The sequence below is a fragment of the Pseudomonas sp. H3_C08 genome (assembly GCF_054669455.1).
This window is the reverse complement of the sequence record NZ_CP162803.1, coordinates 2,488,858-2,512,059: the sequence shown is the minus strand read 5'-3', so window position 1 is coordinate 2,512,059 and position 23,202 is coordinate 2,488,858. Positions and strand designations below refer to the sequence as shown.

The following is a 23,202-nucleotide window of genomic DNA, read 5'->3' as shown; positions in this document are numbered from 1 at the left end:
GGGTTTTGCTTATGTTCAAGACGGCCAATTCATTGGCGTCAAAAAAAACCTGTCGTGAATGATGGCACTTTGTCATAATGCCGCCCCTTTTCAGCTCCCGAGCGCCTTGCCGTGTCGGGGCATCCCCGTTTTTCAAAAGGAATACTCAGTGAGAATGATCTCCCGGATGCTGGTCTCAGGCGTTGCGATTGCCGTGCTCGGCACGATTGCCGGCACACTCGCCGGTTGCGCCACTGAAAGCTCCCGCGCGCTGCCGGTGGCCAAGGTTGAAAGCGCCACACAAGTCTGGACCGGCGTTCGTGTGCCGATGGCCGTGGGCAAGTTCGACAACCGCTCCAGCTATATGCGCGGGATTTTCTCCGACGGCGTCGACCGTCTCGGCGGTCAGGCCAAGACCATCCTGATCACCCATTTGCAGCAGACCAACCGCTTCAGCGTGCTGGATCGCGACAACATGGGCGAAATCCAGCAGGAAGCGGCGATCAAGGGCCAGGCTCAGCGTCTTAAAGGTGCTGATTACGTGGTGACTGGCGACGTCACCGAGTTCGGCCGCAAAGAGACCGGCGATCACCAGCTGTTCGGCATCCTCGGCCGTGGCAAGACTCAGGTGGCCTACGCCAAGGTCAACCTGAATATCGTCAATATCAGTACCTCCGAAGTGGTCTATTCGACCCAGGGCGCCGGCGAATACGCCTTGTCCAACCGCGAAATCATCGGTTTCGGCGGCACCGCTGCCTACGACTCCACCCTCAACGGCAAAGTACTGGATCTGGCCATGCGCGAGGCGATCAATCGTCTGGTCGATGGCATGAACGCCGGTGCCTGGAAACCGGGCAACTGATCGACGCCCATTGCAAGGAGCAACACCCATGAATCTGACTTTGTCGCGCGCGCTGATGGCGCTGACGCTGGCCGCCAGCGCCTTGTTGGCCGGTTGTGCCTCCGGCCCGCAAACCCTGTACCAGTGGGAAGGTTACGAGCCCCAGGTCTACGAATACTTCAAAGGCGAAGAGCCGAAAGAAGCCCAGGCCGAAGCGCTGGAACGTGACTTGCAGAAAATCCGCTCCACCGGCAAGGCTGTACCGCCGGGTTACCACGCGCACCTTGGCCTGCTCTATCTGAGCATGGGCAAGGACGACCAGATGGTGCAGCAGTTCAAAACCGAGAAAACCCTGTTCCCTGAGTCTGGGACGTACATGGATTTCCTGCTCAAAAACGCCAAGACCGGAGACGCGAAATGATCGCGCGCACCTTGAAACTGCTGGTCGCCGGTCTGGCCCTGACCGTGCTGGGTGGCTGCGTTGCGCCCAAGACCGTGGATTACTCGGCCTACAAACAGGCGCGGCCGAAAACCATTCTGGTGCTGCCTCCGCTGAACACTTCGCCGGATGTGAAGGCGTCCTACAGCCTGTTGTCGCAGGTGACCTTCCCACTGGCCGAAGCCGGTTACTACGTGCTGCCGATTGCGCTGGTTGACGAGACGTTCCGCCAGAACGGTCTGAGCACCCCGGACGACATCCACCAGGCACCGCCAGGCAAACTGAAGGAAATCTTCGGTGCGGACGCTGCGCTGTACATCACCGTGACCGAATACGGTACGCGCTACATGGTGATCAGCAGCGAAACGGCAGTGACCGCGACGGCGAAACTGGTCGACCTGAAAAGTGGCACGACGCTGTGGACCGGTTCGGCCCGGGCGTCGAGTGAAGAGGGCGGCAATAGCAATGCCGGCGGTATCGTCGGCATGCTGATCTCGGCGGCAGTGAAGCAGATCATCAACAGCTCCACCGATGCCGGCTACCCGATTGCCGGTGTGGCGAGCAATCGTCTGCTCTCGGCCGGACACCGGGCAGGCCTGCTATACGGCCCGCGCTCGCCGAAGTACGGCACTGACTGAGCCCGGTAAGATCTTTCCCACGTACTGCGTGGGAAAGATCAAATGTACGCGTGAGCCTGCTCACCGCCCCCTCCCGGCACATATGTCCTGCTTGCAACGAGCAGACAAGTAGCGCGACGCCGCCTCGATGGCTGATCCGCACTCAACGTGCAATCAAGACCCTGCATCTCGAAGCCGAAGGCTATATCCTGCGTGGCACTCAGTTGCTCGACGTTAAAGGAGTGCCCAAATGACCGAAAAGAAACCGGAAACCACGGTCGACCGCGTCTACCAAGGGGTTTACGAGGCGATCAGCAAGCGTTCGTTGCGCCCGGGGATGAAACTGGGTGAGGCCTCGCTGGCCGAATTATTCAATGTCAGCCGCACGTCGGTGCGCGCGGCATTGAAGCAATTGGAGGCCGATGGACTGGTCACCACCGAGCCGAATAAAGGGGCATCGGTGTCGCTGCCGAGCAATGAAGAGCTCCGCTCGCTGTTTGAAACCCGCCGGCTGATCGAGATCGGCATCGTTACCGAACTGTGCCGGCGCAAGGACAGCGCGGCGATGCAGGATTTGCGCGAACACCTGCTGCTGGAAGATGAAGCCCACGCGGCGGGCGATCACGAACGGCTGATCCATCTGCTCGGTGAGTTCCACATCAAACTGGCGTGCAGCCTGAATAACCCGGTGCTGCTCGACTGGTTCCAGAAACTGATCTCCCGCGCTTCGCTGTACGCTGCAGCGCTGGACGACGACAGCCATGAAGTCTGCCGCGACAACGAACACCTGCGCCTGATCGAATACATCGAGGCCGGCAATCAGAGCGCCGCCATCGAGCTGACCTGCACGCATCTGAACGGCATCGAGAAGGCCATTCTCGACGCCGCCGCCAAAATGAAAACCGGCTACCACCCGCTCAAGCACCTGATCGGGGTTTAGGTTCCGGGCGCGGATGAAATCGGCTATATATCATATGAAACCAATGCGACTGGAGGCGCTCGAAACAGACGGGCGTCGCGTCGTTATGGCGTCGCGATTTATCGGGCAATCACAACAGGACACTGAGTCAGTCGATGCAGTTTTTATCCGATAGCCATGGTTGTGACGGCTGGAAAGGCGAAATGGCCGGGCGCATCAGTGCGTTCGACTGGAGCCATACTGAACTCGGTCCGCTGAACAGCTGGCCGGCCAGCCTGTGCAGCGCGGTGCAACTGATGCTGGCGTCGCCGCTGCCGATGGTCATGCTCTGGGGCTATGCCGGGTACATGATCTACAACGATGCCTATTCGAAATTTGCCGGTGGTCGGCACCCGTATCTACTCGGTGCGCCGGTGGAGCTGGGCTGGCCGGAAGTCGCCGATTTCAACCGGCATGTGGTCGATACCTGCCTGGCCGGCGGCACCTTGTCGTTTCGCAATAAAGAGTTGGTGCTGTTGCGCGATGGCGTCCCCGAAGACGTCTGGATGGACCTGTATTACAGCCCGGTGGCCAATGATGACGGCAAGCCGGCCGGGGTGATGGCGATGGTGGTGGAAACCACCGAGTTCATGCACTCCGAACGCCGGCGGCAGGAAGCTGAAAGCGCTTACCGCGCCGACAACGAGCGGGTGCGTCTGGCGTTGAATGCCGGGGCCTTGCTCGGCTCGTTTGTCTGGGACGTGAAAAACAACACGTTGTCGGCAGACGAGCGATTCGCCCGCACGTTCTCGTATCCGCCGGAGCATGACCTGAGCAATCTGGCCCAGGACATTGCCGAGTCGCGCATCCATCCCGATGACCACGCCTGGGTACAAGAGCGCGTCGCCCATTCCGTGCAGACCGGTGAGCCGTATAACGCCGAGTATCGCGTGCGGCGCAGTGACGGCAGTTATTCCTGGGTGTTGGCCAGTGGCGCCTGTGAATTCGACGAACACGGTGCGCCGTTGCGCTTCCCCGGCGTTCTGATCGACATTCATGAACGCAAGATCGCCGAAGAATCCCTGCTCAAATTTACCCGCAACCTCGAACAGCGCGTAGGCGAAGAAGTCGAGGCGCGGCTGGCGGCTGAAGAGCAGTTGCGCCAGTCACAGAAGCTTGAAGCGATTGGTGGTCTGACCGGCGGCGTCGCCCACGACTTCAATAATCTGTTGCAAGTGATCGCCGGCAATCTGCATCTGCTCGCGCGCCATGAACCGAACAATGCCAACGTGCAGCGCCGCGTCAGCGCCTCGCTGGCAGCAGTCGAGCGCGGCGCCAAGCTGTCCTCGCAATTGCTTGCGTTCGCCCGGCGCCAGCCTTTGTCGCCGGCGGTGTGCAACCCGCAGCAGATTTTCGAAGGTGTCGGCGAATTACTGCAGCGTGCGCTGGGTGAAACCATTCAGATCGACGTGCAACTGCCGCAAAAGCCGTGGCACATCAACGTCGACCGCAACCAGTTGGAAAACGCCATTCTCAACCTGGCGATCAATGCTCGCGATGCGATGAAGGGCGAGGGCACCATTGCGCTCAGCGCTGCCAACGTGCGGCTCGAACGCGAGTTCTGTGCCGGTAAAGGCATCGTCCCCGGTGAGTTTGTCCGCGTCGCGGTCAGTGACTCCGGCGCCGGCATCCCGCCAGAGATTCTCGAGCAAGTGTTTGAGCCGTTCTTCACCACCAAGGCTGACGGTCAGGGCACCGGGCTGGGCTTGAGCATGGTGTTTGGCTTCGTCAAACAGAGCGGCGGGCATGTCGAGATCACCAGCACCCTCGGCGAGGGCACGCGGGTGCAGTTGTACTTCCCGCGCAGTCTGCGGCCGATCCTTGATGAGGCGCCCGGTCTGCAAAGGCAGCAGAGCGGCGGCCACGAAACGATTCTGGTGGTCGAGGACAATGACGCCGTGCGCGCTTCGGCGGTCGAATTGTTGCGCGAGGAGGGTTATCGCGTGCTGACCGCCGGTCATGGCGATGCGGCCATGCAAATGCTCCTCGAAGGTGTCGAGGTGGACCTGATCTTCACTGACGTGGTCATGCCGGGGCTGATCAAAAGCTCCGACCTGTTCGCTTGGGCCAAGGTGCAGACACCGCCGGTGGCGGTGCTGTTCACCTCCGGGCACACCCGCGACATCATTTCACGCAATCACCAGTTAAGCCCTGACACACACTTGCTTGGCAAACCGTACAGCCCGGAGGCCATGTTGCAGATGATTCGGGTGGTGCTCGGTAGCTGAGCGTAGAACATTCCTTCACCAAGGCAGGTCGATGACTTCCAAACGCACCTCCAAAGCGCCCACCGGCATGGTCCGGGTACGTGGCGCCCGTGAACACAACCTGAAGAACGTTGATGTCGACATTCCCCGCGATGCGCTGGTGGTGTTCACCGGGGTGTCCGGGTCTGGCAAGTCGTCACTGGCGTTCTCGACCTTGTATGCCGAAGCCCAGCGCCGTTACTTTGAGTCGGTGGCGCCGTACGCGCGACGGCTGATCGATCAGGTCGGCGTGCCGGATGTCGACTCCATCGAAGGCCTGCCGCCGGCCGTGGCCCTGCAACAGCAACGCGGCACGCCGAGTACGCGCTCGTCAGTGGGCAGCGTGACCACGCTGTCGAGCTTGATCCGTATGCTCTATTCGCGCGCCGGCAGTTATCCGTCGGGGCAACCGATGTTGTATGCCGAGGACTTCTCGCCGAACACCCCGCAAGGCGCGTGCCCCGAATGCCATGGCTTGGGGCGGGTGTATGAAGTCACCGAAGCGCTGATGGTGCCGGACCCGAACCTGACCATCCGCCAGCGCGCGGTGGCGTCCTGGCCGCTGGCGTGGCAGGGGCAGAACCTGCGCGACATCCTCGTGACCATGGGCATCGATGTCGACATTCCATGGAAGAAGCTGCCGAAAAAACAGCGCGACTGGATTCTCTTCACCGAAGAAACCCCGACCGTGCCGGTGTACGCCGGGCTGACCCCGGAAGAAACCCGCGTCGCCCTCAAACGCAAGATGGAGCCGAGTTACCAGGGCACCTTCACCGGCGCCCGGCGCTACATTCTGCACACGTTTACTCACTCGCAAAGTGCGCTGATGAAGAAGCGCGTTTCGCAGTTCATGCTCGGCAGCCCTTGCCCGCTGTGCGATGGCAAACGCCTGAAACGTGAAGCGTTGTCGGTGACATTTGCCGGGTATGACATCGGTGAGCTGTCGCAGATGCCATTGTTGCAAGTGGCCGAGGTGCTGCGGCCGGTGGCGGCGGCCAGCTACCTCGAACACGCTGAAGAAACCGGCGAGACCTTAAGTCACGCGCAAACCCGCGAGGCCCGCCAGCAACGCGTGGCCCACGGCGCCAGCGGCCACGGCAGCGCGCCAGACGTGCGCCACACGCCAAACCTGTCGCTGGAGAAACGCCTGGCGGCGCAGCGCATCGCCGAGGATCTGCTGGAGCGGGTCAGCACCCTGACCGATCTGGGCCTCGGTTATCTGGCGCTGGAGCGCAGCACCCCGACGCTGTCGTCCGGTGAGTTGCAGCGCTTGCGACTGGCGACGCAACTGGGCTCGCAATTGTTCGGGGTGATCTACGTGCTTGACGAACCCTCCGCCGGTTTGCACCCGGCCGATGGCGAGGCGTTGTTCGAGGCGTTGCAGCGCTTGAAGGCAGACGGCAACACGCTGTTTGTGGTCGAGCACGACGTAGAAACCATGCGCCGCGCCGACTGGCTGATCGACGTCGGCCCGGCGGCGGGCGAGCAGGGTGGGCAGGTGCTGTACAGCGGCCCGCCGGCAGGTCTGGCCGAGATCGAACAGTCGCAGACTCGCGCCTACCTGTTTGCCGAAGCGCAGCGCCAGGCACGCACCGCGCGCAAACCGACGGCGTGGCTGAAACTTGATGGCATCACCCGCAACAACCTGAATAACCTCAGCGCCGAATTTCCGCTGGGTTGCTTCACCTCGGTGACTGGCGTGTCCGGCTCGGGCAAGTCGAGTCTGGTCAGTCAGGCCCTGCTGGAACTGGTCGGCGCGCAGTTGGGGCGGCCAACGGTGGACAGCGAGCCGGAAGAACTCAGCCTCGAGGACGACGCGCCGCAGATCAGCAGCGGCCAGGTGACGTCGGGGCTGGAGTCGATCAAGCGACTGGTGCAGGTCGACCAAAAACCCATCGGCCGCACGCCACGCTCCAATCTGGCCACTTATACAGGGCTGTTCGACAACGTGCGCAAGCTCTATGCCGCGACCGACGCGGCACGGGCCGCCGGGTACGACGCCGGGCAGTTTTCCTTCAACGTCGCCAAGGGCCGTTGCGCCACCTGCGAGGGTGAAGGCTTTGTCAGTGTCGAGTTGTTATTCATGCCCAGTGTTTATGCGCCGTGCCCGACTTGCCATGGCGCGCGCTACAACCCGCAGACCCTGGCGATTCTCTGGGAGGGTTTGAGCATTGCGCAGGTGCTGCAATTGACCGTTGAGGAAGCGGTGACGGTGTTTGCCGAGCAAGCGGGGATTCGCCGGTCACTGGAAGTGCTGCGCGATATTGGCCTGGGTTACCTGCGCCTGGGTCAGCCGGCCACGGAGTTGTCCGGTGGCGAAGCGCAGCGGATCAAACTGGCCACCGAGTTGCAGCGCAATCAGCGCGGCGCGACCTTGTATGTGTTGGACGAGCCGACCACCGGGCTGCATCCGCGTGATGTCGATCGGCTGCTCGAACAGCTGGATACACTGGTGACGGCGGGGCACACGGTGATTGTCGTTGAGCACGAAATGCGCGTGGTCGCGCAGAGTGACTGGGTGATCGACATCGGTCCGGGCGCGGGGGATCAGGGTGGTCGAATCGTGGTGGCGGGTACACCGCAGAAGGTTGCGGCGAGCAAGAAAAGCAAAACCGCGCCGTTTCTGGCCCGGTCCTTGAGCCGGTAATTGCGGCGTTCCGACTGGCACCATCAAGCGGGCGGCGAAGTTTTGAACGTTGGCGCGGGCCAGGCTTCGAATCTTTGACACCCGACGGATGTGTGTCGGGGGTGTTTTGACCAACGAGGTGGCCATGAACGAGCAAACCAGGCAACAGAGTCAATCTGGCGAACCGATTAACCGCAATGATCCAGCGATTGACCCGCAGGTGCCGGGGCAGCCGGCGCCGACGCAGCAGCAGGGCGAGGATGGTCAGGCGCAGAGCGCAGACCCGGCAGTGGACCAGAAGAACAAGCACACGGACAACGACAACGAGTTCAGTCCGGGCTTCGAACCGCAACCGGATCGGGCGAAGCCGGGGGAGGAGACGGATGCCGATATTGATACCGATGGCGGTTGATTTCGGCGGATATGACAAGGCCGCATCTATCTGGATGCGGCCTTTTTTTGCTTTGGGTTTGTGGTGTTGCTGACATCGATCCCCCCTCACCCCAGCCCTCTCCCCCAAGGGGGCGAGGGGAAAGGGAGCCGATCGGGGTCTATTCAGAACCTGAGTTCGACGCAAGACTTTCAGGTCGGCGTAACTCGAACATTCAACACGATCGGCTCCGTCTCGCTCTCCAGAAAGGCGAGGGGGAAAGGGAGCCGATCGGGGTCTATTCAGAACCTGAGTTCGACGCAAGACTTTCAGGTCGATGTAACTCGAACATTCACCTCGATCGGCTCCCTCTCCCTCCGGGAGAGGGCTGGGGTGAGGGTAAAGCTTTTTACTTGCTCGGATGCTTGGCCTGCAGCTCTTTCGCCGCAGCCAGATGTTTCTCCAGCGCCGGCAACATTTTCTGTGCAAATGCCTTCAGTTCAGGGGCGCCTTTGACCTTGTCATCCGTCACGGTATTGGCTTGTTTCTTGAACAGCTCGATGGTCTCTTCATGAGCCTTCACCTGATTATTGGCGTAAGCGGCGTCGAAGGACTCATCGCGCATATCGAGGATCTTTTCCTTGGCCTGTTTGACCAGCGTCGTTTCGTCCGGAACTTCGATGTCATTGGCCTTGGCAATAGTCGCCAGCTCATCGTTGGCCTTGCCGTGATCGGTGATCATCATGTTGGCGAACGCTTTGATGTCAGCCGATTGGCTTTTTTCCAAAGCGAGGCGGCTGGTTTCGATTTCGGCAATACCACCGGCCGCGGCGTTATCGACGAAGTCATTGTCAGTCGCAGCGAAAGCGCTGCCCATGCCGCTGCTCAACGCGACAGCCAGAACCAGATGACGCAGGTTGAATCCGTCCATTGGTGTATCTCCACGCAGTTTTTGTTGGTGTTAACCAATGGACGGAATACGGCGAGCAAAGGTTTGATCGCATTTGCGACAGGGCGACGAACGGGCACCGCTGGTCTGACAGGTGGTCGACAGAACCGTGCAACCGAGGCCATTCTGATAACTGGCCAGCGCAATCGGTCGCGTTGGCCAGCCGATCAACTGACGGAGGTGTTCCATGCCGGTTCCCCATGACCTGTTTCAGGACTTGAAGCTTACAAAGGAAGAGATCCAGCAAAAACGCACCGCGGATCCACATCTGGACGCACTGATCAACAAGTATTCCCAGGCGGACGCCGACGTAGTCAAGGCCGAGACTGCCACCTCGGATGCTCCCAGCGACGACACGCTGAAAAAACTCAAAGAGAAGCGCTTGCAGGTCAAAGACAAGATCGTCGAGCAATTACAGGCGCGATCCTGAAGCCCGGTTGACCCGCCGACCTGCGGTTGCGGATTGACGGGAACGACAGCCACGACCGGCACCTCGAATGTACAGAGTCTTCCATCCGACTCATTGCGAGGTGCCATATGAACGATCCCAAATTCCCCAGTGAAGAGCAGGGCGCATTCGACCCGGTTCCCACGCATCCCGAACCGAACAGCCCGGCGCATACCACGGCCAATCCCGAAGAGCCGGATGAGGATCTGCCCGAAGACGAAGATCCGGACAAGTTCGACAAGTCCAGCAACTGACAGACCGTCTTCGTCGGAACGCCGCCCGGAGCAGGCTCGCTCCCACAGTGGATTGCGTTGAGCCCAAATGCTGTGGTCAGCAAATAACCCTGTGGGAGCGAGCCTGCTCGCGATGGCGTCAGCGCATTCACCACAAAGTTGCCAGATTCACTTCAGGGCCACATCCAACGGCATCCGCGCCATATGCGTCGCCTTCAACGAGCCAAAATATAACCACGGCCCATACTCACGCACCGTGGTAATCGGCGAGTAATTGCCACTGCTGGCATCCTGCAAATTGGCAATTACCTTGCCCTCCAGATTCAGCCCCAGGACAAACCCGCGCTTCTCCACCGGCTTAGGCAAAACCGCCAAAGCCCGCACGATCATCTTGCGCACGAATGGATGCCCTGCGGTGGTGTCTAGCAGCTTGTTGCGCGGCGCATACAACGCCACCCAAAACCGATTGCTGCCATTGAACGCCAGGTTGTCCGGCAGCCCCGGCAAGTTATCGATAAACAGGTCGTGAGTGCCGGCTTTCGGCCCGGTCAGCCAATAGCGGCTGATGCGATAGGCGCCGGTTTCGTTGACCAGCACATAGGCGTCATCCGGGCCGAGGGTCACGCCGTTCGCGAACTCCAGCTTGTCCAGCAGGACACTGGTTTTGCCGCTCTGGAAGTCATAGCGCAGCAAACGTCCATCGCCGCCGTGCTCGATGATTGCTTCGCCGTCATGGCCATAACCCCAGCGACTGGAAGCATCGCTGAAATAGGCGTAATGCCCGGACTTGTCGATGGCGACGTCATCAGTAAAACCGAACGCCAGACCATTGGCCGCCGTGGTCAAAGGCACCAGCTGACCCTGCGCATCAAGGGACAGCAAACCCTTGACCGCGTCGGCAATCACCAGCATGCCGTTCGGATGCCGGGCCAGGCCCAGCGGGCGGCCACCGGTGTCGGCGAGTACTTTGCGTTGGTGGCCGTCGAGGCTGGTGCGGATCAGTCGGCCGTCGTGCAGCCCGGTGATCAGGAAGTCACTTTCCAGCAGCAAGGCTTCCGGCCCTTCGATGTCGCTCGGCCCGACCTGCGCTGCGCCTTTGAGTTTCTGGTTCTCGGCGTAGAGACCTTCTGTCAGCGATGGCGCTGGCGGCGGCGTCCAGGCCACGGGTTCGACCTTGGTGGGCATCAACAATAAAAAGCCGATGACGATGAGGACCAGCAACAACAGCAGATGTCTCAGCTTCACGCGCTGGTCCTCGCCGAGGCCAGGTAGCGGGCGGCCATGTCGCGCAGCGCCAGCATCGATGCGGCGGATTCGCGCTCGATGCGCCGTTTGAGCAGCAAGCGATTGGCGATGCGCATGCCCAGTCCGTCGAAGCGATAATCCAGCGTGCGCACAAACCGTGTGCCGCTGCCCTCGGGGCTGCATTCATAGGTCAGCAGCAGCGACAAACCATGATCGCCCTGCGCCCGCGCGCACCAGCGCCGGCCGGGCAGGTATTCGGTGACTTCCCAGCGCAAATGGCCCGCGCGCCCGCCGGCATGAATGTCCTCTTCGAAGCGCGCGCCGGCATGCAACGGGCCTTGCGCACCATCGATTTTCAGCGACGAGGGGTGCCACTCCGGCCAGCGACTGACACTGGCGGCATAGGCCAGCACGGCGATGGGTTCACCAGCGATATCGATCGGGTGTTGCAGGCGGGTCATGGGCATTTTCGAATCGCTCAAAAGGGTGATTTCCGGCTCCCGGTAAAGGGTGCCGAACAGGTAGTCCATCAGCGGCAAAACGATGTTGAAATTGCGCTCCTGCATGCGCTCGCGGCGGTGATGCAGCTCGTGCAAGTGGCGCATCTGGCGGATCCACGGCAGGCGGGTCAGCGGGTTGTGCGGCGGCAGGTGTTCGCAGGCGTGAAATATCTCGTAAGTCAGATAACCGAGGACCATGCAGCCGCCAAACAACCCGGCCACGTTGGCGTCTACCTGCGCGAGCAGCCACCACAACGGTAGGGTGATCAGCAGTGTGTGCAGCACGATCAGCCACGCGGGGAACAGAATCACTCGCCAGTCGCGGGCGCTGTCGTAGGTCATGTGGCCGGGGGTGAAGAAACTGTGATGATCGCCGGCATGCCGGGCGTAGAACATTTTCGCGAAGGTCTTTTTGTGGTGGCCGAGATGACGATGGACCATGTACACGGCGAAATTGAAGAACAGCAGGGTCAACGGCACCGTCAGCCATTCCAGCAGGCTGACCTGCTGCACGCTGCTCCAGAAACCACCAATGGCCAACACACCGAACAGCAGCACGAAGGCGCCGTGCAACCACGGGTTGTACAGCGGATGAATGGCCGCACGATAGCGGCTGCGAAATGCCTCGGTGGTCTGCCTCACTGCATCACCTGCTGGATTGTTGTTATACCCGGCAGATTAGCCGATCCGGCCGTATGTGCAGGCCGGACCTCAATGGCACATGCGCCATGATCGGCTGTGAAGCCGCCGCTTCAGCTCAGCGGGTTCCAGCGTTGCGACCAGTCATCATCGGTGCGGATCACTTCGCGCAGCAGATGGAAGGCTTGCTGCAGCGTCGCCGAATCGCGATCACGTGAGTACACGAGGTAAGTCGGATAGCCGAACTCCGGGGCTTTGGTCACCGCTTCAAGGGCGCCGCTTTCCAGGTAAGTACGCACGACTCGGGTACGGAAATAGCCGCTGCCGCCGTGTTCGAGAATGTACTGCAGGGCCAGCGGGCCGAGGTTGAAACTCAGCGCGGCTTTGGCTTTTTCCGGAAGGGCCGCGTCATGCTGGCGGCGGAAGTCCGGGCCCCAGTCGATGTAGACGTAGGGATCGGGACGATCGGGGGCTCGCACCAGGATCAGTTTTTCTTCCAGCACTTGCTCGACCTGCAAGCCTGGCCAGTATTCCGGCTGGTAGACCAGTGCGGCGTCGAGCACACCGAGTTCGAGTTGGCGCAGGAGGTTTTCGCCGTCGCGAATTTCCATGCGCAGGGCATGCCCCGGAATCTTCTCGCGCAGTTCCGCCGCCCAACTGAGCATCAACGGGTTGCACAGGCTGACTTCGCCGCCGATGTGCAGCACGTTGTGATAGCCCTCGGGCAGCGGCAGGTCGCGGCGCGCGGCTTCCCAGGTTTGCACCAGTTGATTGGCATAAACCACAAACGCCTCGCCATTGGGCGTCAGTTTCGCCCCGGCGCGGTTACGCACGAACAGCGTGCTGCCCAGCTGACTTTCGAGTTTCTGCACGCGAGCGGTGATCGCCGTTTGCGTGACGAACAGCTTCTGCGCCGCCGCGGCGAGGCTGCCGTGGCGGACGATTTCCAGAAAGGTGCGAGCGAGATCGATGTCCATGGGCGGGCCGGTGTTTGAGGTGGCGGGCATTGTAAAGGCAAAAGCCCCTCATCGGATCGCCGCCCGCCTAACCCTCTCCCGGAGGGAGAGGGGACTGACCGAGGTGTCTGGCGTCATACATCGACCTGAAAGATCGCGTCGATTATGGATTCAAAGCAAGACCCTCAGGTCGGTGAAGATCGCCAATATCCCCGTCTCGGTTCCCTCTCCCTTGGGAGAGGGCTAGGGTGAGGGGAAAGCAGTCACCGCGAAATCAACTGGCCAACTCAACCGAACGCACCCGCGCCCACTCTTCAATCAACCGCGCCGGCGTGCCACACACCTTGCGCTTGAAGACAAAATTTCGGCACTTCTCGGCAAACTGATTACGGTTGTAGAGCATGTCTTCCTGCATCTCCTGCAGCTCGGTTTCGCGGCATTGCTGGATCAATACCTGATCAACCCGCACCTTGCGCTCGCGTACCGCCGCGTAAGTCGGATCGCTCACCACGCTGTTGGCCCGTTGCAGCAACCACAGGGCAAACTCGTCCGGGCAGCGCGGGCCGATTTCCTGAACCATGCCCAGTTGCCACGCCTGTACCGCGCTTACCGGCAGGCAAGCCTGGGTCAATTGCTCGGCCATTGCCGGGCCGACGGCGCGGGGCAGGCTGTAGGTCCAGTATTCGGAGCCGTACAAGCCCATGCTCTTGTAATGCGGATTGAGCACGATATCGGCGCGGGCAAAGACAATGTCGGCCGCCAGCGCAAGCATCACACCACCGGCGCCCGCGTTGCCGGTGACGCCACTGACCACCAGTTGCCGGGCGGTCAGCAGTTCTGCGCAGACATCGTCGATTGCCTGAATATTCGCCCAGGCTTCGGCGCCAGGATCCTGCGCGGCCTGAATCACGTTCAAATGCACGCCGTTGGAAAAACTGCCGCGCCCACCCTTGATCAACAACACCTGGGTATCACGGGATTTGGCCCAGCGCAGTGCGGCGACCATGCGCTGGCACTGCTCGGTGCTCATGGCGCCGTTGTAGAACTCGAAGGTCAGTTCACCGACGATGCCGGATTCCCGGTAGCGGATCGGTTGATAGGCTTCGTCACTGAACGGCTGCGTGGCGATCGACCAGTCCAGCACAGGCACCTCGGCCAGTTGCCCGGCCAGCAAGTGCCGCGCCGGTTGCTTGAAGGTCTCTTCGCCAGGTTGCGGTTTGCGCCGTAGGGCGCCGATCCACAGGCTTTGATCACCGGCGGCGACCAGCACCGCATCGTCATGCACCGCAAGAATCTCGCCGGGCATGCCGCTACGCGAATCCAGCTGCGCGTCGTACACGTAATACTGACCGCCGGCGAGGCTCGCCAACACGCCGGGCTGGCCGTCGGCAGCATCGATGCAGCGTTTGATGAAGCGTGCGCAATCGTGCCAGCTGAAGCTGCGGTCGACCTGTTTCATGTTCGGCTGCAAGCGTCCGCGTACTTTCGTATCGGCATAGTCGAGGGCAACCGGTTCAAACCCTTCGATGAATTTCTCCACCACTTCGCGAATACAACGAATCGCCGCATCACTGACCCGGCCGTTGTACAGCTCGGATTTGCGCAGGCCCGCCGGCAGGTTGAATTCGCAGGTGGCCCACACCGGGCCGGCGTCCATTTCCTCAACGGCCTGCAACGCGGTGACGCCCCAGCTTGGCAGTTCATTGGTAATCGCCCAGTCGAGGGCACTGGCGCCCCGATCGCCGACGATACCCGGATGGATGATCACCACCGGCCGTTCGGTGTTGCTCCACAGCGCCTGCGGCACGCGATCCTTGAGGAACGGGCAGATCACCAGATCCGCGCCGCTGTGTTCGATCTGTTCGCACACGGCCTGTTCATCGGTAAACAGCACAACGCTGGGTGAATGCCCGGCCTCGCGCAGTTCCAGCCAAGCGCGTTGGGTCAGGCCGTTGAACGCTGACGACAGCAGAATGATGTTGAGTGATCGCATGATTGCTCTTCCTTGAGTGGATTCGGCCGTGGGCTCTCGCTGAGCCGTCCCTGGCCTTCGATTGAGCCGCGAGATTAATCAGTGACCACCCACGCGCCAGTGATCGAGGTCAACGTTCTGTCAGCCAATGTTTCTGCGGCGACCAAGCGCCTTATGTTCAGTGGTTTGAATGTGGTGATTTTTTATTGCTTAAAATGTCGCCGAGGCTGCTGCACAGTCGCGCCTGGCTTAGAGCCAGGCGGGCGGCAGTGGTGGCTGGATGTGAGTGATCACTGCGGCAGCTGCTGGCAGGATTTTTGTGTTTACGTCCTACGGAAAATGCAGGGTTTTGCGGCAAGCAGGGGATATTTCCGACGATCTTTTCAGGTTGGTCGTCGGAAGCGCGATCTATAGCATCGGTCCTGACATTGAAGTCGCTGAGCGGCTTGAACGCTCAGGCTCCCAGATCAAGGATCAATTATGCGTACCCCACACATTGAGCATGAAACCTCTGTTTATTCCCTGCGCAATTTCTGGATCGACGATCGCGCCAGATGCCCCATGGAGGATATCGCGATGCCCACACCCAAAGCGCCCCGGCTGACGGGGCTGAAGAAGGTCGCGGGCAAGCCTGTCGATCTGCTCGTGAACGGCCAGAACATCGGTGACGATGCCCTGCTGATCATCCGCCTTACCGACGAGGGCTTTGAGCTGAGCGATGTCGTCAACATGCTTTCAACTTGCGAGTTGTATCTGCGCGAAGACATGGTCAAACGTATCACCGGCAAGTCTGTAAGAACCGTGCGCCGGCTCATGAAGGAAGGCAAACCGGTACGGCTTGACCCGCAACAGAGTGTCGTCGCCTACCAATATGCGCTGGTGCTGGAGATGGCCACTCGGGCATTCGCCGGGCAATCGCGGGCGGAGGTATGGATGCAGAAACCCAGCCCTTATCTGAGCGGCCGCGTGCCATTGGAATTTATCCGACATCCACTGGGTTTCCAGATGGTGGAACAATATTTGTGGCAGATCATGTCCGGGGTTTACCCATGAATCCCTTGCCTTGGGACGAGCACTGGTATGCCTGGCGGCTGGATCCCGAGGTTTACGGGACTACGTGGGACAGCGGGATAGGCTCAGAACTGAATGGAGGTCGATGGAATGTGCCTGGCCGGCGAGTCGTTTATGCATCAGTCGATCCGTCTTCGGCCATTCTGGAGGTGGCAGCCAACAACAGTTTTGATGCGCTCGACAGTGAGCCGTACGTGCTGACGTGCTTTGAAGTCATCAGCGATGCCAAGGTCAGAATCGTGCAGCCGGAAGAGGTGCCGAATCCGTACTGGTTAAGCCCTGCCCGACCTTCACCCAATCAGCAGTTGTTTGCCGAGGCGCTGCTGGCCGAACATCCGTTTGTGCTGATCCCCTCGGCGGCGACTCGGTATTCCTGGAATCTGCTGGTGAGCTGCGAGCTGGCAGAGGGGCAGTTCAAGATGGTCTCTCAAGAAAGGTTTGGCCTGGATACCCGGTTGTTGAAGGACATGGCATTGGCCTGACAAGCAAAGATGCTGTTCATGATTCAGTTTTTACCCGTCAAATTACCTTTGAGCCTGGCCTTGCGGCTGGCCATCAACACGCTGCCGGCCATTGTCGCCGACGGCATGGCAACAGAATGTGGGAGCGGGAATGCGCAGTAAATTTGAGCGCGCGAATGAAAAAATCCCGCCATGAAGGCGGGATTCTTATGCCGCTGAACGTCGCTATTACGACGGGAACAGCTCGGACAGTTTCATCGACAGCATCATGTCGCCCTCAACGCGCAGCTTTCCGCCCATGAAAGCCTGCATGCCGTCGGTTTCGCCGCTGACGATACCTTTAAGGGTTTCGCTATCCAGTACCAGCGTGCAGTTGGCGTCCGGGTTCTCGCCTTCCTGGATATCGCAGGTGCCGTCTTTGACGATCAGCGAGTACTGCTTGTCTTCGTCAGTGATGTTGAAACCGAAAACCAGATCCAGACCGGCAGCAGCGGCTGGGTTGAACTTGGCTTGCATTGCTTTTACGGCATCGGCTACGGAGGTCATGGTTCGATCCTTATGGGTTGATTACAGCAAGGTTCACAGTTAACCGGACTCAGCGGAAAGTGATGAGTTCCGGTGCCTTCAACAGCTGCAGGTGTGCATGACTGTTGAAGGAGGCCAAAGCCACCTCGCGACCGCGGAACTTCAGCTGGTTGAGCGAGGTGTTGACGATTTGCCAGTTCAATTCAAAGGCCTGTCTGGCAGGCATTTGCGTAATGAGGTGGAGCAGGGCGGTGATGGTGCCGCCGGAGGTGAACACGGCGATTTTCTGTTTGTCGCCAGCCTGTTCAAGAATTCGCTGCAGTCCGGCGTGAACCCGTTCGACGAAACCCAGCCAGCTTTCCAGCCCCGGCGTGTCAAAAGTGCCGGCCAGCCAGCGCTCGATGATCAAGGCGAAAATCCGTTGGAATTCGCCACGGTTCTGTGCGGCGTTGCGCAGGATGTCGAGGGCTTCCGGCTCGTCCGCCAGCATGTCCGGGAGCAGCGCGCGAATGACCGCGTCGGCATCGAATTCGTTGAACGCAGAATCGGTTTCCAGGGGCGGCACCGGCAGGCCTTTGGCGGCGTATTGCGCCAGCGCGCTGGTGGCCGTGTGCTGTTGGCGACGCAGGTCACCGGCGAGGCAGCGATCGAAGCTGATGCCCAGTTCAGCGAGGTGCTGACCGAGGATTTCTGCCTGACGCACACCGGTCGGCGACAGGACGTCATAGTCGTCTGCACCAAAGGAGGCCTGGCCATGTCGTATCAAGTAGATGCTGCCCACGTCCGCGTCATCCCGGTACGTTGAAGGTTGTGGCGAGGTTATGAGGATGACGGGTAGCTGTCAATGAAAAAACATACGCTTGTTTGAAATGCCTGTTACAGGGGTGTTGCCAGAGGTTTCACGGCTGGCCGACAAGCCGACGCATGGGTATGCTGGAGCCATCCCGCGTGTGTCTCACATCCGCGCATCGTTTAAGGAGTCTTTGTGGAGTTTTTCACCGAATACGCCAGCTTCCTGGCCAAGACCGTCACCCTGGTAGTCGCCATTCTGGTGGTGCTTGCCAGTTTTGCCGCATTGCGCAGCAAGGGCCGGCGCAAATCGGCCGGTCAGTTGCAGGTCAGCAAACTCAATGATTTCTACAAGGGCCTGCGTGAGCGCCTGGAGCAGACGTTGCTCGACAAGGATCAGCTCAAGGCTTTGCGCAAAGGCGAAGCCAAGTCCGAAAAAAGCGCGAAAAAGCAGAAGAAACAACCTGACGCCAAATCCCGCGTATTCGTCCTCGATTTCGACGGCGACATCAAAGCTTCCGCCACCGAAAGCCTGCGCCACGAAATCACTGCGTTGCTGACGCTCGCCACGCCAAAGGACGAAGTGGTCCTGCGTCTGGAAAGCGGCGGCGGCATGGTTCACAGCTATGGTCTGGCATCATCGCAACTGGCGCGTATCCGCGAGGCCGGCGTACCGTTGACCGTGTGCATCGACAAGGTCGCGGCCAGCGGCGGCTACATGATGGCGTGCATCGGCGAGAAGATCATCAGCGCGCCGTTCGCGATTCTCGGCTCGATCGGCGTGGTTGCACAGCTGCCCAACGTCAACCGCTTGCTGAAGAAACACGACATCGACTTTGAAGTCCTCACCGCCGGTGAGTACAAGCGCACCCTGACCGTGTTTGGCGAAAACACCGAGAAGGGCCGGGAGAAGTTTCAGGAAGACCTGGACATCACCCATCAACTGTTCAAGAACTTCGTGGCCCGCTATCGCCCGCAACTGGCGATTGACGATGTGGCCACCGGTGAAGTCTGGCTCGGCGTCGCGGCGCTGGATAAACAACTGGTCGATGAACTCAAGACCAGCGATGAATACCTGGCCGACCGGGCGAAAAAGGCTGAGGTCTACCACCTGCACTACGCCGAGCGCAAAAGCTTGCAGGAACGTATTGGCATGGCCGCCAGCGGCTCGGTCGACCGCGTACTGCTGAGCTGGTGGAGTCGTCTGACCCAGCAGCGCTTCTGGTAATTCGAGCAGGCATAAAAAAACGCCGGTCACATGACCGGCGTTTTTTTGTCCGCAGCAAACCTTCAGCGGCGACGGAACAGCGGCAGCGGTTCGTCGGTGGCGGCCTGATAGGTCACCGAAAAGTCCTTGAGACCTTCCAAAGCTTCGTACGGGTCTTTGTCCGCACGCACGGCAAAGGCGTCGAAACCACAGCGGTGCATGTAGAACAGCTGATCGCGCAGCACGTCGCCAATCGCCCGCAGTTCACCTTTGAAACCGTAACGGTCGCGCAGCAGACGGGCGTTGGAGTAGTTGCGGCCGTCAGTGAACGCCGGAAAGTTCAGGGCAATCACCTGGAACTCGGCGACGTCTTCACCGATTTCCTCGGCTTCTTCGTCGGCGTCCAGCCACACACCCAGACCACCGTCGCGAGCCTTGAGCATGCGACTGTGTTCACGCCACAGTTGCAGCGGCACGATCAGGTCGTCGCAGTTGCTGATCTCGTCGATGTTGAAATCCTTGGGCAGCAAGTGCCAGGTTTCGTCGACGACCGCGTTGTTCTTAATGATTCGCTGCATAGACGCGTTCCTTGAAGAGGTCGATGCCAATACGCTGGTAGGTGTCAATGAAGCGCTCGTCTTCAGTACGTTGTTCAACGTACACGTCGATCAGCTTCGAGATCACGTCCGGCATGGCTTCCTGGGCGAAGGACGGGCCGAGGATCTTGCCCAGGCTCGCATCACGGCTGGCGCTGCCGCCGAGGGAGACCTGATAGAACTCTTCGCCTTTCTTGTCCACCCCGAGGATGCCGATGTGGCCGACGTGGTGGTGACCACAAGCGTTCATGCAGCCGGAGATGTTCAGGTCCAGCTCACCGATGTCGAACAGGTAGTCGAGGTCGTCGAAGCGACGCTGGATAGACTCGGCAATCGGGATCGACTTGGCGTTGGCCAGCGAGCAGAAATCACCGCCAGGGCAGCAGATGATGTCGGTCAGCAAGCCGATGTTCGGCGTGGCGAAACCGCCTTCACGCAGCTCACCCCACAGAGCAAACAACTGGCTTTGCTCGACGTCGGCAAGAATGATGTTCTGCTCGTGCGAGGTGCGCAGTTGACCAAAGCTGTAGCGGTCGGCCAGATCGGCGACGGCGTCGAGCTGCTTGTCGGTGATGTCGCCCGGGGCAACGCCGGTCGGTTTCAGCGACAGGGTCACGGCCACGTAGCCCGGCTTTTTGTGCGCCAGGGTGTTGCGGGTGCGCCAGCGAGCGAAGCCTGGATGCTCTTTGTCCAGCTCGGCCAGTTGCGCGGTCTGGTTGTCCAGCGCCTTGTAGTCCGGGTCGACGAAGTGCTTGGCGACGCGATGCAGTTCAGCCTCGGTCAGTGTGGTCTGGCCACCGCGCAGGTGTTCCATTTCCGCATCGACTTTCTGCGCGAACACTTCCGGCGTGAGGGCTTTGACGAGGATCTTGATCCGCGCCTTGTATTTGTTGTCGCGACGGCCGTAGCGGTTGTACACGCGCAGGATCGCGTCGAGGTAGCTCAACAGGTCCTGCCACGGCAGGAATTCGTTGATGAACGCGCCGACCACCGGAGTACGACCGAGGCCACCACCGACCAGCACGCGGAAGCCCAGTTCGCCAGCGGCGTTGTGCACCGGCTCAAGGCCGATGTCGTGAACTTCAATGGCCGCACGGTCAGCGGTCGAACCGTTGACGGCGATCTTGAACTTACGCGGCAGGTAGGCGAATTCCGGGTGGAACGTGGTCCACTGACGGACGATCTCGCACCATGGGCGCGGATCAATCACTTCGTCCGCAGCGACACCGGCGAACTGGTCGGTGGTGACGTTGCGCAGGCAGTTGCCGCTGGTCTGGATCGCGTGCATCTGCACGGTGGCCAGTTCAGCCAGAATGTCCGGGATGTCTTCCACCGCGGGCCAGTTGAACTGCACGTTCTGCCGCGTACTGATGTGGGCGTAGCCCTTGTCGTAGTCGCGGGCAATCTTGGCCATCATGCGCGTCTGACGCGAAGTCAGCTGGCCGTAAGGCACCGCCACACGCAACATCGGCGCGAAGCGCTGGATGTACAGGCCATTTTGCAGGCGCAGGGGGCGGAATTCTTCTTCGCTCAGCTCACCTGCCAGATAGCGTCGGGTCTGATCACGGAACTGCTTGACGCGGTCCTCGATGATCCGCTGATCGTACTCGTCGTATACGTACATATAAGTCCTGTTCTCAGGCTTGGGCCATTCGGAGTAGCACTGCGTTTTCGCTTGCTGGAGTCCGATTGTGCCTCTGCAATTCTGCGCGCACGGCCGCGCACTCCCTAACGGAGCCGGGGCAATATACCCGTTTGCAGTTATGCGCAAAAGTGATGTTTGAGTATATGTAAAGAACCAAATCGCCTAACGAGAATGGCTGTCAACTAACCCACATTTGTCGTGCGGACAATCATCGTCTTAACTGTGGTCGAGTCTTTCTGCAATCACCGATAAAACCGACAAGAGGCGATGCAATGAGCAATCCGACCAAGGCAAGAAAAAGCGACAGCAGTGTCGATGCGTGGGCCATTTTGTTCCTGATCATTCTCGTAGTAGGGACAGCGGTATTCTGGGTCAGTCATCAGTAAACGACCCATCCGGGCCCGCTTCCGACAGATTGTCGGACAAAAAACGGGATCAGGCATCAATAGCCGGTGGAACGAGGGCTATAATGCGCGGCCATTTTTCCTTGGGCCTGGATGCTTCATGTTCAAGTTTGTCCACATCAGTCTTCTATTGTTCGGCGCGCTGTTTCAGACCGGCGCGCGGGCAGAGTCTGTGCTGTTTTTGAATCCAGGCTCGACGCAGGAAGCGTTCTGGGTCAGCTATTCGCAATTCATGCAGGCAGCCGCTCATGATCTGGGCATCGATCTGCAGATTCTCTATTCCCAACGCCAGCCCGAACTGACCCTGGCTCAGGCGCGCATCGCGTTGCAGGGGCCGAATCGTCCCGAGTACCTGGTGTTCGTCAACGAACAATACGTCGCCCCGCAAATTCTGCGTCTGGCCGAGAACAGCGGCGTGAAGCTGTTTATGGTCAACGCGGCGCTGACACCTGACCAGCAAGCGCTGGTCGGTGAGCGGAACGACCGCATCGGCAGCCTGGTGCCGAACGACGAGGAGGGTGGTTACCTGATGATGAAGGAACTGATCCGCCTGCACCCGTCGACGCCCGCTGCTGAGCCGATTGAAGTGTTGGCGTTCTCCGGGTTGAAGGTCACCCCCTCGGCACAATTGCGCGAGCGCGGCATGCAGCGGGCGTTGGCCGAACACCCACAGATGCGTCTGCGCCAATTGGTCTACAGCGGCTGGACCCAAGAGCGCGCCTATGAGCAGGCCAAACAGCTGTTTGCCCGCTACCCGAAGGTGTCGCTGGTGTGGTCGGCCAATGATGAAATGGCCTTCGGCGCGATGCGCGCTTACGCCGAGACCGGCAAAGTCCCCGGCAAAGATGCCTTGTTCAGTGCGGTCAATACCTCACCGGCGGCCTTGCAGGCGTTGGTTGACGGGCGTTTGAGCGCGCTGGTCGGCGGGCATTTCACCCTGGGCGGCTGGGCGTTGGTCGAGTTGCATGATGTTGAGCAGGGCGTCGATTTGAATCACTACGGCGGCCGTGACCGGCAGATTCCCTTGTTGCAATTGATCGACAAAGCGCACGCCCGGCAAATGCTGGCCATGGGCACGTCGCCTGACTACGGCGTGAATTTCCGCAAGCTCTCGGCCAAAGGGCAACCGGCGTCGTATCGCTACCCGTTCACCTTGCAGACCCTGATGCGCTGACCGCGTCAGACCCCGGCGAAATGCAGCACCAGTTTGACGATGGCAAACAGCGTCAGCGCAAACACCGCCGTGAACAGAATGCCCAGCATCACGAAATGGCTGGGTTTGCCATGGGTGAAGTCCCTTGCCCGGTTCTTGCCGCTCTGCACCCCGAACGCCGCCGCCATCACGCTGTGCAGCATCTGCCAGAAGGTCGGCGGTTTGTTGTCGACTGGATCGTCCATAAATCCCTCTTCGAAAGTCGTGCCTTACAAGCATAGTCAACATACGCGCATGCGCCTGAGGTGGCCGCCCAGACATATCGTTACAACT

At 60.1% G+C, this 23,202-nt stretch carries 25 protein-coding genes; 14 read left to right on the top strand and 11 right to left on the bottom strand.

Features of this window, described 5'->3' with window-relative positions; all coding sequences use genetic code 11:
- Positions 1–154: 154 nt before the first annotated feature.
- From AB4N74_RS11615 to AB4N74_RS11585, 7 genes are all read left to right on the top strand, one after another.
- A complete protein-coding gene (locus AB4N74_RS11615; protein WP_161986630.1) occupies positions 155–841 on the top strand; it encodes a CsgG/HfaB family protein in 687 nt (228 codons plus the stop codon).
- Between the two features lie 28 nt (positions 842–869).
- Positions 870–1,241: a DUF4810 domain-containing protein gene (locus tag AB4N74_RS11610; protein ID WP_093430820.1), complete on the top strand. Its 372-nt coding sequence runs from the start codon at positions 870–872 to the stop codon at positions 1,239–1,241.
- Positions 1,238–1,897 (top strand): DUF799 domain-containing protein, encoded by a 660-nt coding sequence (locus tag AB4N74_RS11605; protein ID WP_093430822.1) that lies wholly within the window; start codon positions 1,238–1,240, stop codon positions 1,895–1,897. The genes AB4N74_RS11610 and AB4N74_RS11605 overlap by 4 nt, the downstream gene beginning before the upstream one ends.
- 229 nt (positions 1,898–2,126) lie before the next feature.
- Positions 2,127–2,816 (top strand): GntR family transcriptional regulator, encoded by a 690-nt coding sequence (locus tag AB4N74_RS11600; protein ID WP_095047854.1) that lies wholly within the window; start codon positions 2,127–2,129, stop codon positions 2,814–2,816.
- A 134-nt stretch (positions 2,817–2,950) separates the two neighbouring features.
- Entirely contained in the window at positions 2,951–5,062 is a 2,112-nt protein-coding gene (locus tag AB4N74_RS11595; protein ID WP_460100267.1) for an ATP-binding protein, read from the top strand.
- A gap of 31 nt (positions 5,063–5,093) precedes the next feature.
- Entirely contained in the window at positions 5,094–7,727 is a 2,634-nt protein-coding gene (locus AB4N74_RS11590) for an excinuclease ABC subunit UvrA (RefSeq protein ID WP_460100264.1), read from the top strand.
- Between the two features lie 124 nt (positions 7,728–7,851).
- Positions 7,852–8,118, top strand: a complete 267-nt coding sequence (locus AB4N74_RS11585) for a hypothetical protein (RefSeq protein WP_093430830.1) — start codon at positions 7,852–7,854, stop codon at positions 8,116–8,118.
- Positions 8,119–8,485: 367 nt separating this feature from the next.
- Here the strand turns inward: AB4N74_RS11585 and AB4N74_RS11580 are convergent, their stop codons facing one another.
- Together AB4N74_RS11580 and AB4N74_RS11575 are read right to left on the bottom strand one after the other, a co-directional pair.
- Positions 8,486–9,007 (bottom strand): DUF4142 domain-containing protein, encoded by a 522-nt coding sequence (locus AB4N74_RS11580; protein ID WP_186624531.1) that lies wholly within the window; start codon positions 9,005–9,007, stop codon positions 8,486–8,488.
- 30 nt (positions 9,008–9,037) lie between these two features.
- The gene (locus AB4N74_RS11575; protein WP_186624532.1) at positions 9,038–9,214 is read right to left on the bottom strand and encodes a hypothetical protein; all 177 of its coding nucleotides are present in this window, start codon (positions 9,212–9,214) and stop codon (positions 9,038–9,040) included.
- Here AB4N74_RS11575 and AB4N74_RS11570 point away from each other — a divergent pair.
- Together AB4N74_RS11570 and AB4N74_RS11565 are read left to right on the top strand one after the other, a co-directional pair.
- Complete coding sequence (locus AB4N74_RS11570; RefSeq protein ID WP_099756464.1) at positions 9,213–9,455, top strand: YdcH family protein; 243 nt, start codon at positions 9,213–9,215, stop codon at positions 9,453–9,455. The two genes, AB4N74_RS11575 and AB4N74_RS11570, sit on opposite strands and share 2 nt — an antisense overlap.
- A gap of 107 nt (positions 9,456–9,562) precedes the next feature.
- Positions 9,563–9,727: a hypothetical protein gene (locus tag AB4N74_RS11565; RefSeq protein ID WP_007912545.1), complete on the top strand. Its 165-nt coding sequence runs from the start codon at positions 9,563–9,565 to the stop codon at positions 9,725–9,727.
- 147 nt (positions 9,728–9,874) lie between these two features.
- Here the strand turns inward: AB4N74_RS11565 and AB4N74_RS11560 are convergent, their stop codons facing one another.
- The 4 genes from AB4N74_RS11560 to AB4N74_RS11545 all read right to left on the bottom strand — a co-directional run bounded on the left by AB4N74_RS11560 (position 9,875) and on the right by AB4N74_RS11545 (position 15,039).
- Positions 9,875–10,951 carry an SMP-30/gluconolactonase/LRE family protein gene (locus AB4N74_RS11560; protein ID WP_460100259.1) on the bottom strand — a complete coding sequence of 359 codons (1,077 nt, stop codon included), beginning with the start codon at positions 10,949–10,951 and terminating at the stop codon, positions 9,875–9,877.
- A complete protein-coding gene (locus tag AB4N74_RS11555) occupies positions 10,948–12,093 on the bottom strand; it encodes a sterol desaturase/SRPBCC family protein (protein ID WP_460100256.1) in 1,146 nt (381 codons plus the stop codon). Before AB4N74_RS11555 ends, AB4N74_RS11560 begins: the two co-directional genes overlap by 4 nt.
- Before the next feature lie 110 nt (positions 12,094–12,203).
- Positions 12,204–13,067, bottom strand: a complete 864-nt coding sequence (locus AB4N74_RS11550) for a LysR family transcriptional regulator (protein WP_007912548.1) — start codon at positions 13,065–13,067, stop codon at positions 12,204–12,206.
- A 253-nt stretch (positions 13,068–13,320) separates the two neighbouring features.
- Entirely contained in the window at positions 13,321–15,039 is a 1,719-nt protein-coding gene (locus AB4N74_RS11545; protein WP_093430852.1) for a hydrogenase maturation protein, read from the bottom strand.
- Between the two features lie 555 nt (positions 15,040–15,594).
- Here AB4N74_RS11545 and AB4N74_RS11540 point away from each other — a divergent pair.
- The 3 genes from AB4N74_RS11540 to AB4N74_RS11530 are packed head-to-tail and all read left to right on the top strand — an operon-like array spanning position 15,595 to position 16,712.
- Entirely contained in the window at positions 15,595–16,071 is a 477-nt protein-coding gene (locus tag AB4N74_RS11540; RefSeq protein WP_175559577.1) for an MbcA/ParS/Xre antitoxin family protein, read from the top strand.
- Positions 16,068–16,571 carry an RES family NAD+ phosphorylase gene (locus AB4N74_RS11535; protein ID WP_093430855.1) on the top strand — a complete coding sequence of 168 codons (504 nt, stop codon included), beginning with the start codon at positions 16,068–16,070 and terminating at the stop codon, positions 16,569–16,571. Before AB4N74_RS11540 ends, AB4N74_RS11535 begins: the two co-directional genes overlap by 4 nt.
- A gap of 18 nt (positions 16,572–16,589) precedes the next feature.
- Complete coding sequence (locus AB4N74_RS11530; RefSeq protein WP_256573835.1) at positions 16,590–16,712, top strand: hypothetical protein; 123 nt, start codon at positions 16,590–16,592, stop codon at positions 16,710–16,712.
- Between the two features lie 66 nt (positions 16,713–16,778).
- Here AB4N74_RS11530 and AB4N74_RS11525 read toward each other — a convergent pair whose 3' ends face one another.
- Positions 16,779–17,096 carry an SCP2 sterol-binding domain-containing protein gene (locus tag AB4N74_RS11525; protein WP_007912567.1) on the bottom strand — a complete coding sequence of 106 codons (318 nt, stop codon included), beginning with the start codon at positions 17,094–17,096 and terminating at the stop codon, positions 16,779–16,781.
- A gap of 49 nt (positions 17,097–17,145) precedes the next feature.
- Positions 17,146–17,856 carry a histidine phosphatase family protein gene (locus AB4N74_RS11520; RefSeq protein WP_460100250.1) on the bottom strand — a complete coding sequence of 237 codons (711 nt, stop codon included), beginning with the start codon at positions 17,854–17,856 and terminating at the stop codon, positions 17,146–17,148.
- Positions 17,857–18,060: 204 nt separating this feature from the next.
- Between AB4N74_RS11520 and sohB the strand changes: the two genes are divergently transcribed.
- Positions 18,061–19,092 carry a protease SohB gene (sohB, locus tag AB4N74_RS11515; RefSeq protein WP_093430860.1) on the top strand — a complete coding sequence of 344 codons (1,032 nt, stop codon included), beginning with the start codon at positions 18,061–18,063 and terminating at the stop codon, positions 19,090–19,092.
- Between the two features lie 62 nt (positions 19,093–19,154).
- On the opposite strand, the gene AB4N74_RS11510 is transcribed toward sohB, so the two are convergent.
- Both AB4N74_RS11510 and AB4N74_RS11505 read right to left on the bottom strand, forming a co-directional pair.
- The gene (locus AB4N74_RS11510; RefSeq protein WP_093430863.1) at positions 19,155–19,649 is read right to left on the bottom strand and encodes a DUF934 domain-containing protein; all 495 of its coding nucleotides are present in this window, start codon (positions 19,647–19,649) and stop codon (positions 19,155–19,157) included.
- Entirely contained in the window at positions 19,633–21,291 is a 1,659-nt protein-coding gene (locus AB4N74_RS11505; protein ID WP_095126375.1) for a nitrite/sulfite reductase, read from the bottom strand. The genes AB4N74_RS11510 and AB4N74_RS11505 overlap by 17 nt, the downstream gene beginning before the upstream one ends.
- 525 nt (positions 21,292–21,816) lie before the next feature.
- Between AB4N74_RS11505 and AB4N74_RS11500 the strand changes: the two genes are divergently transcribed.
- The gene (locus AB4N74_RS11500; protein ID WP_460100246.1) at positions 21,817–22,890 is read left to right on the top strand and encodes an ABC transporter substrate-binding protein; all 1,074 of its coding nucleotides are present in this window, start codon (positions 21,817–21,819) and stop codon (positions 22,888–22,890) included.
- A gap of 5 nt (positions 22,891–22,895) precedes the next feature.
- On the opposite strand, the gene AB4N74_RS11495 is transcribed toward AB4N74_RS11500, so the two are convergent.
- Positions 22,896–23,114 carry a DUF2970 domain-containing protein gene (locus AB4N74_RS11495; protein ID WP_016983294.1) on the bottom strand — a complete coding sequence of 73 codons (219 nt, stop codon included), beginning with the start codon at positions 23,112–23,114 and terminating at the stop codon, positions 22,896–22,898.
- Between the last annotated feature and the right edge of the window lie 88 nt (positions 23,115–23,202).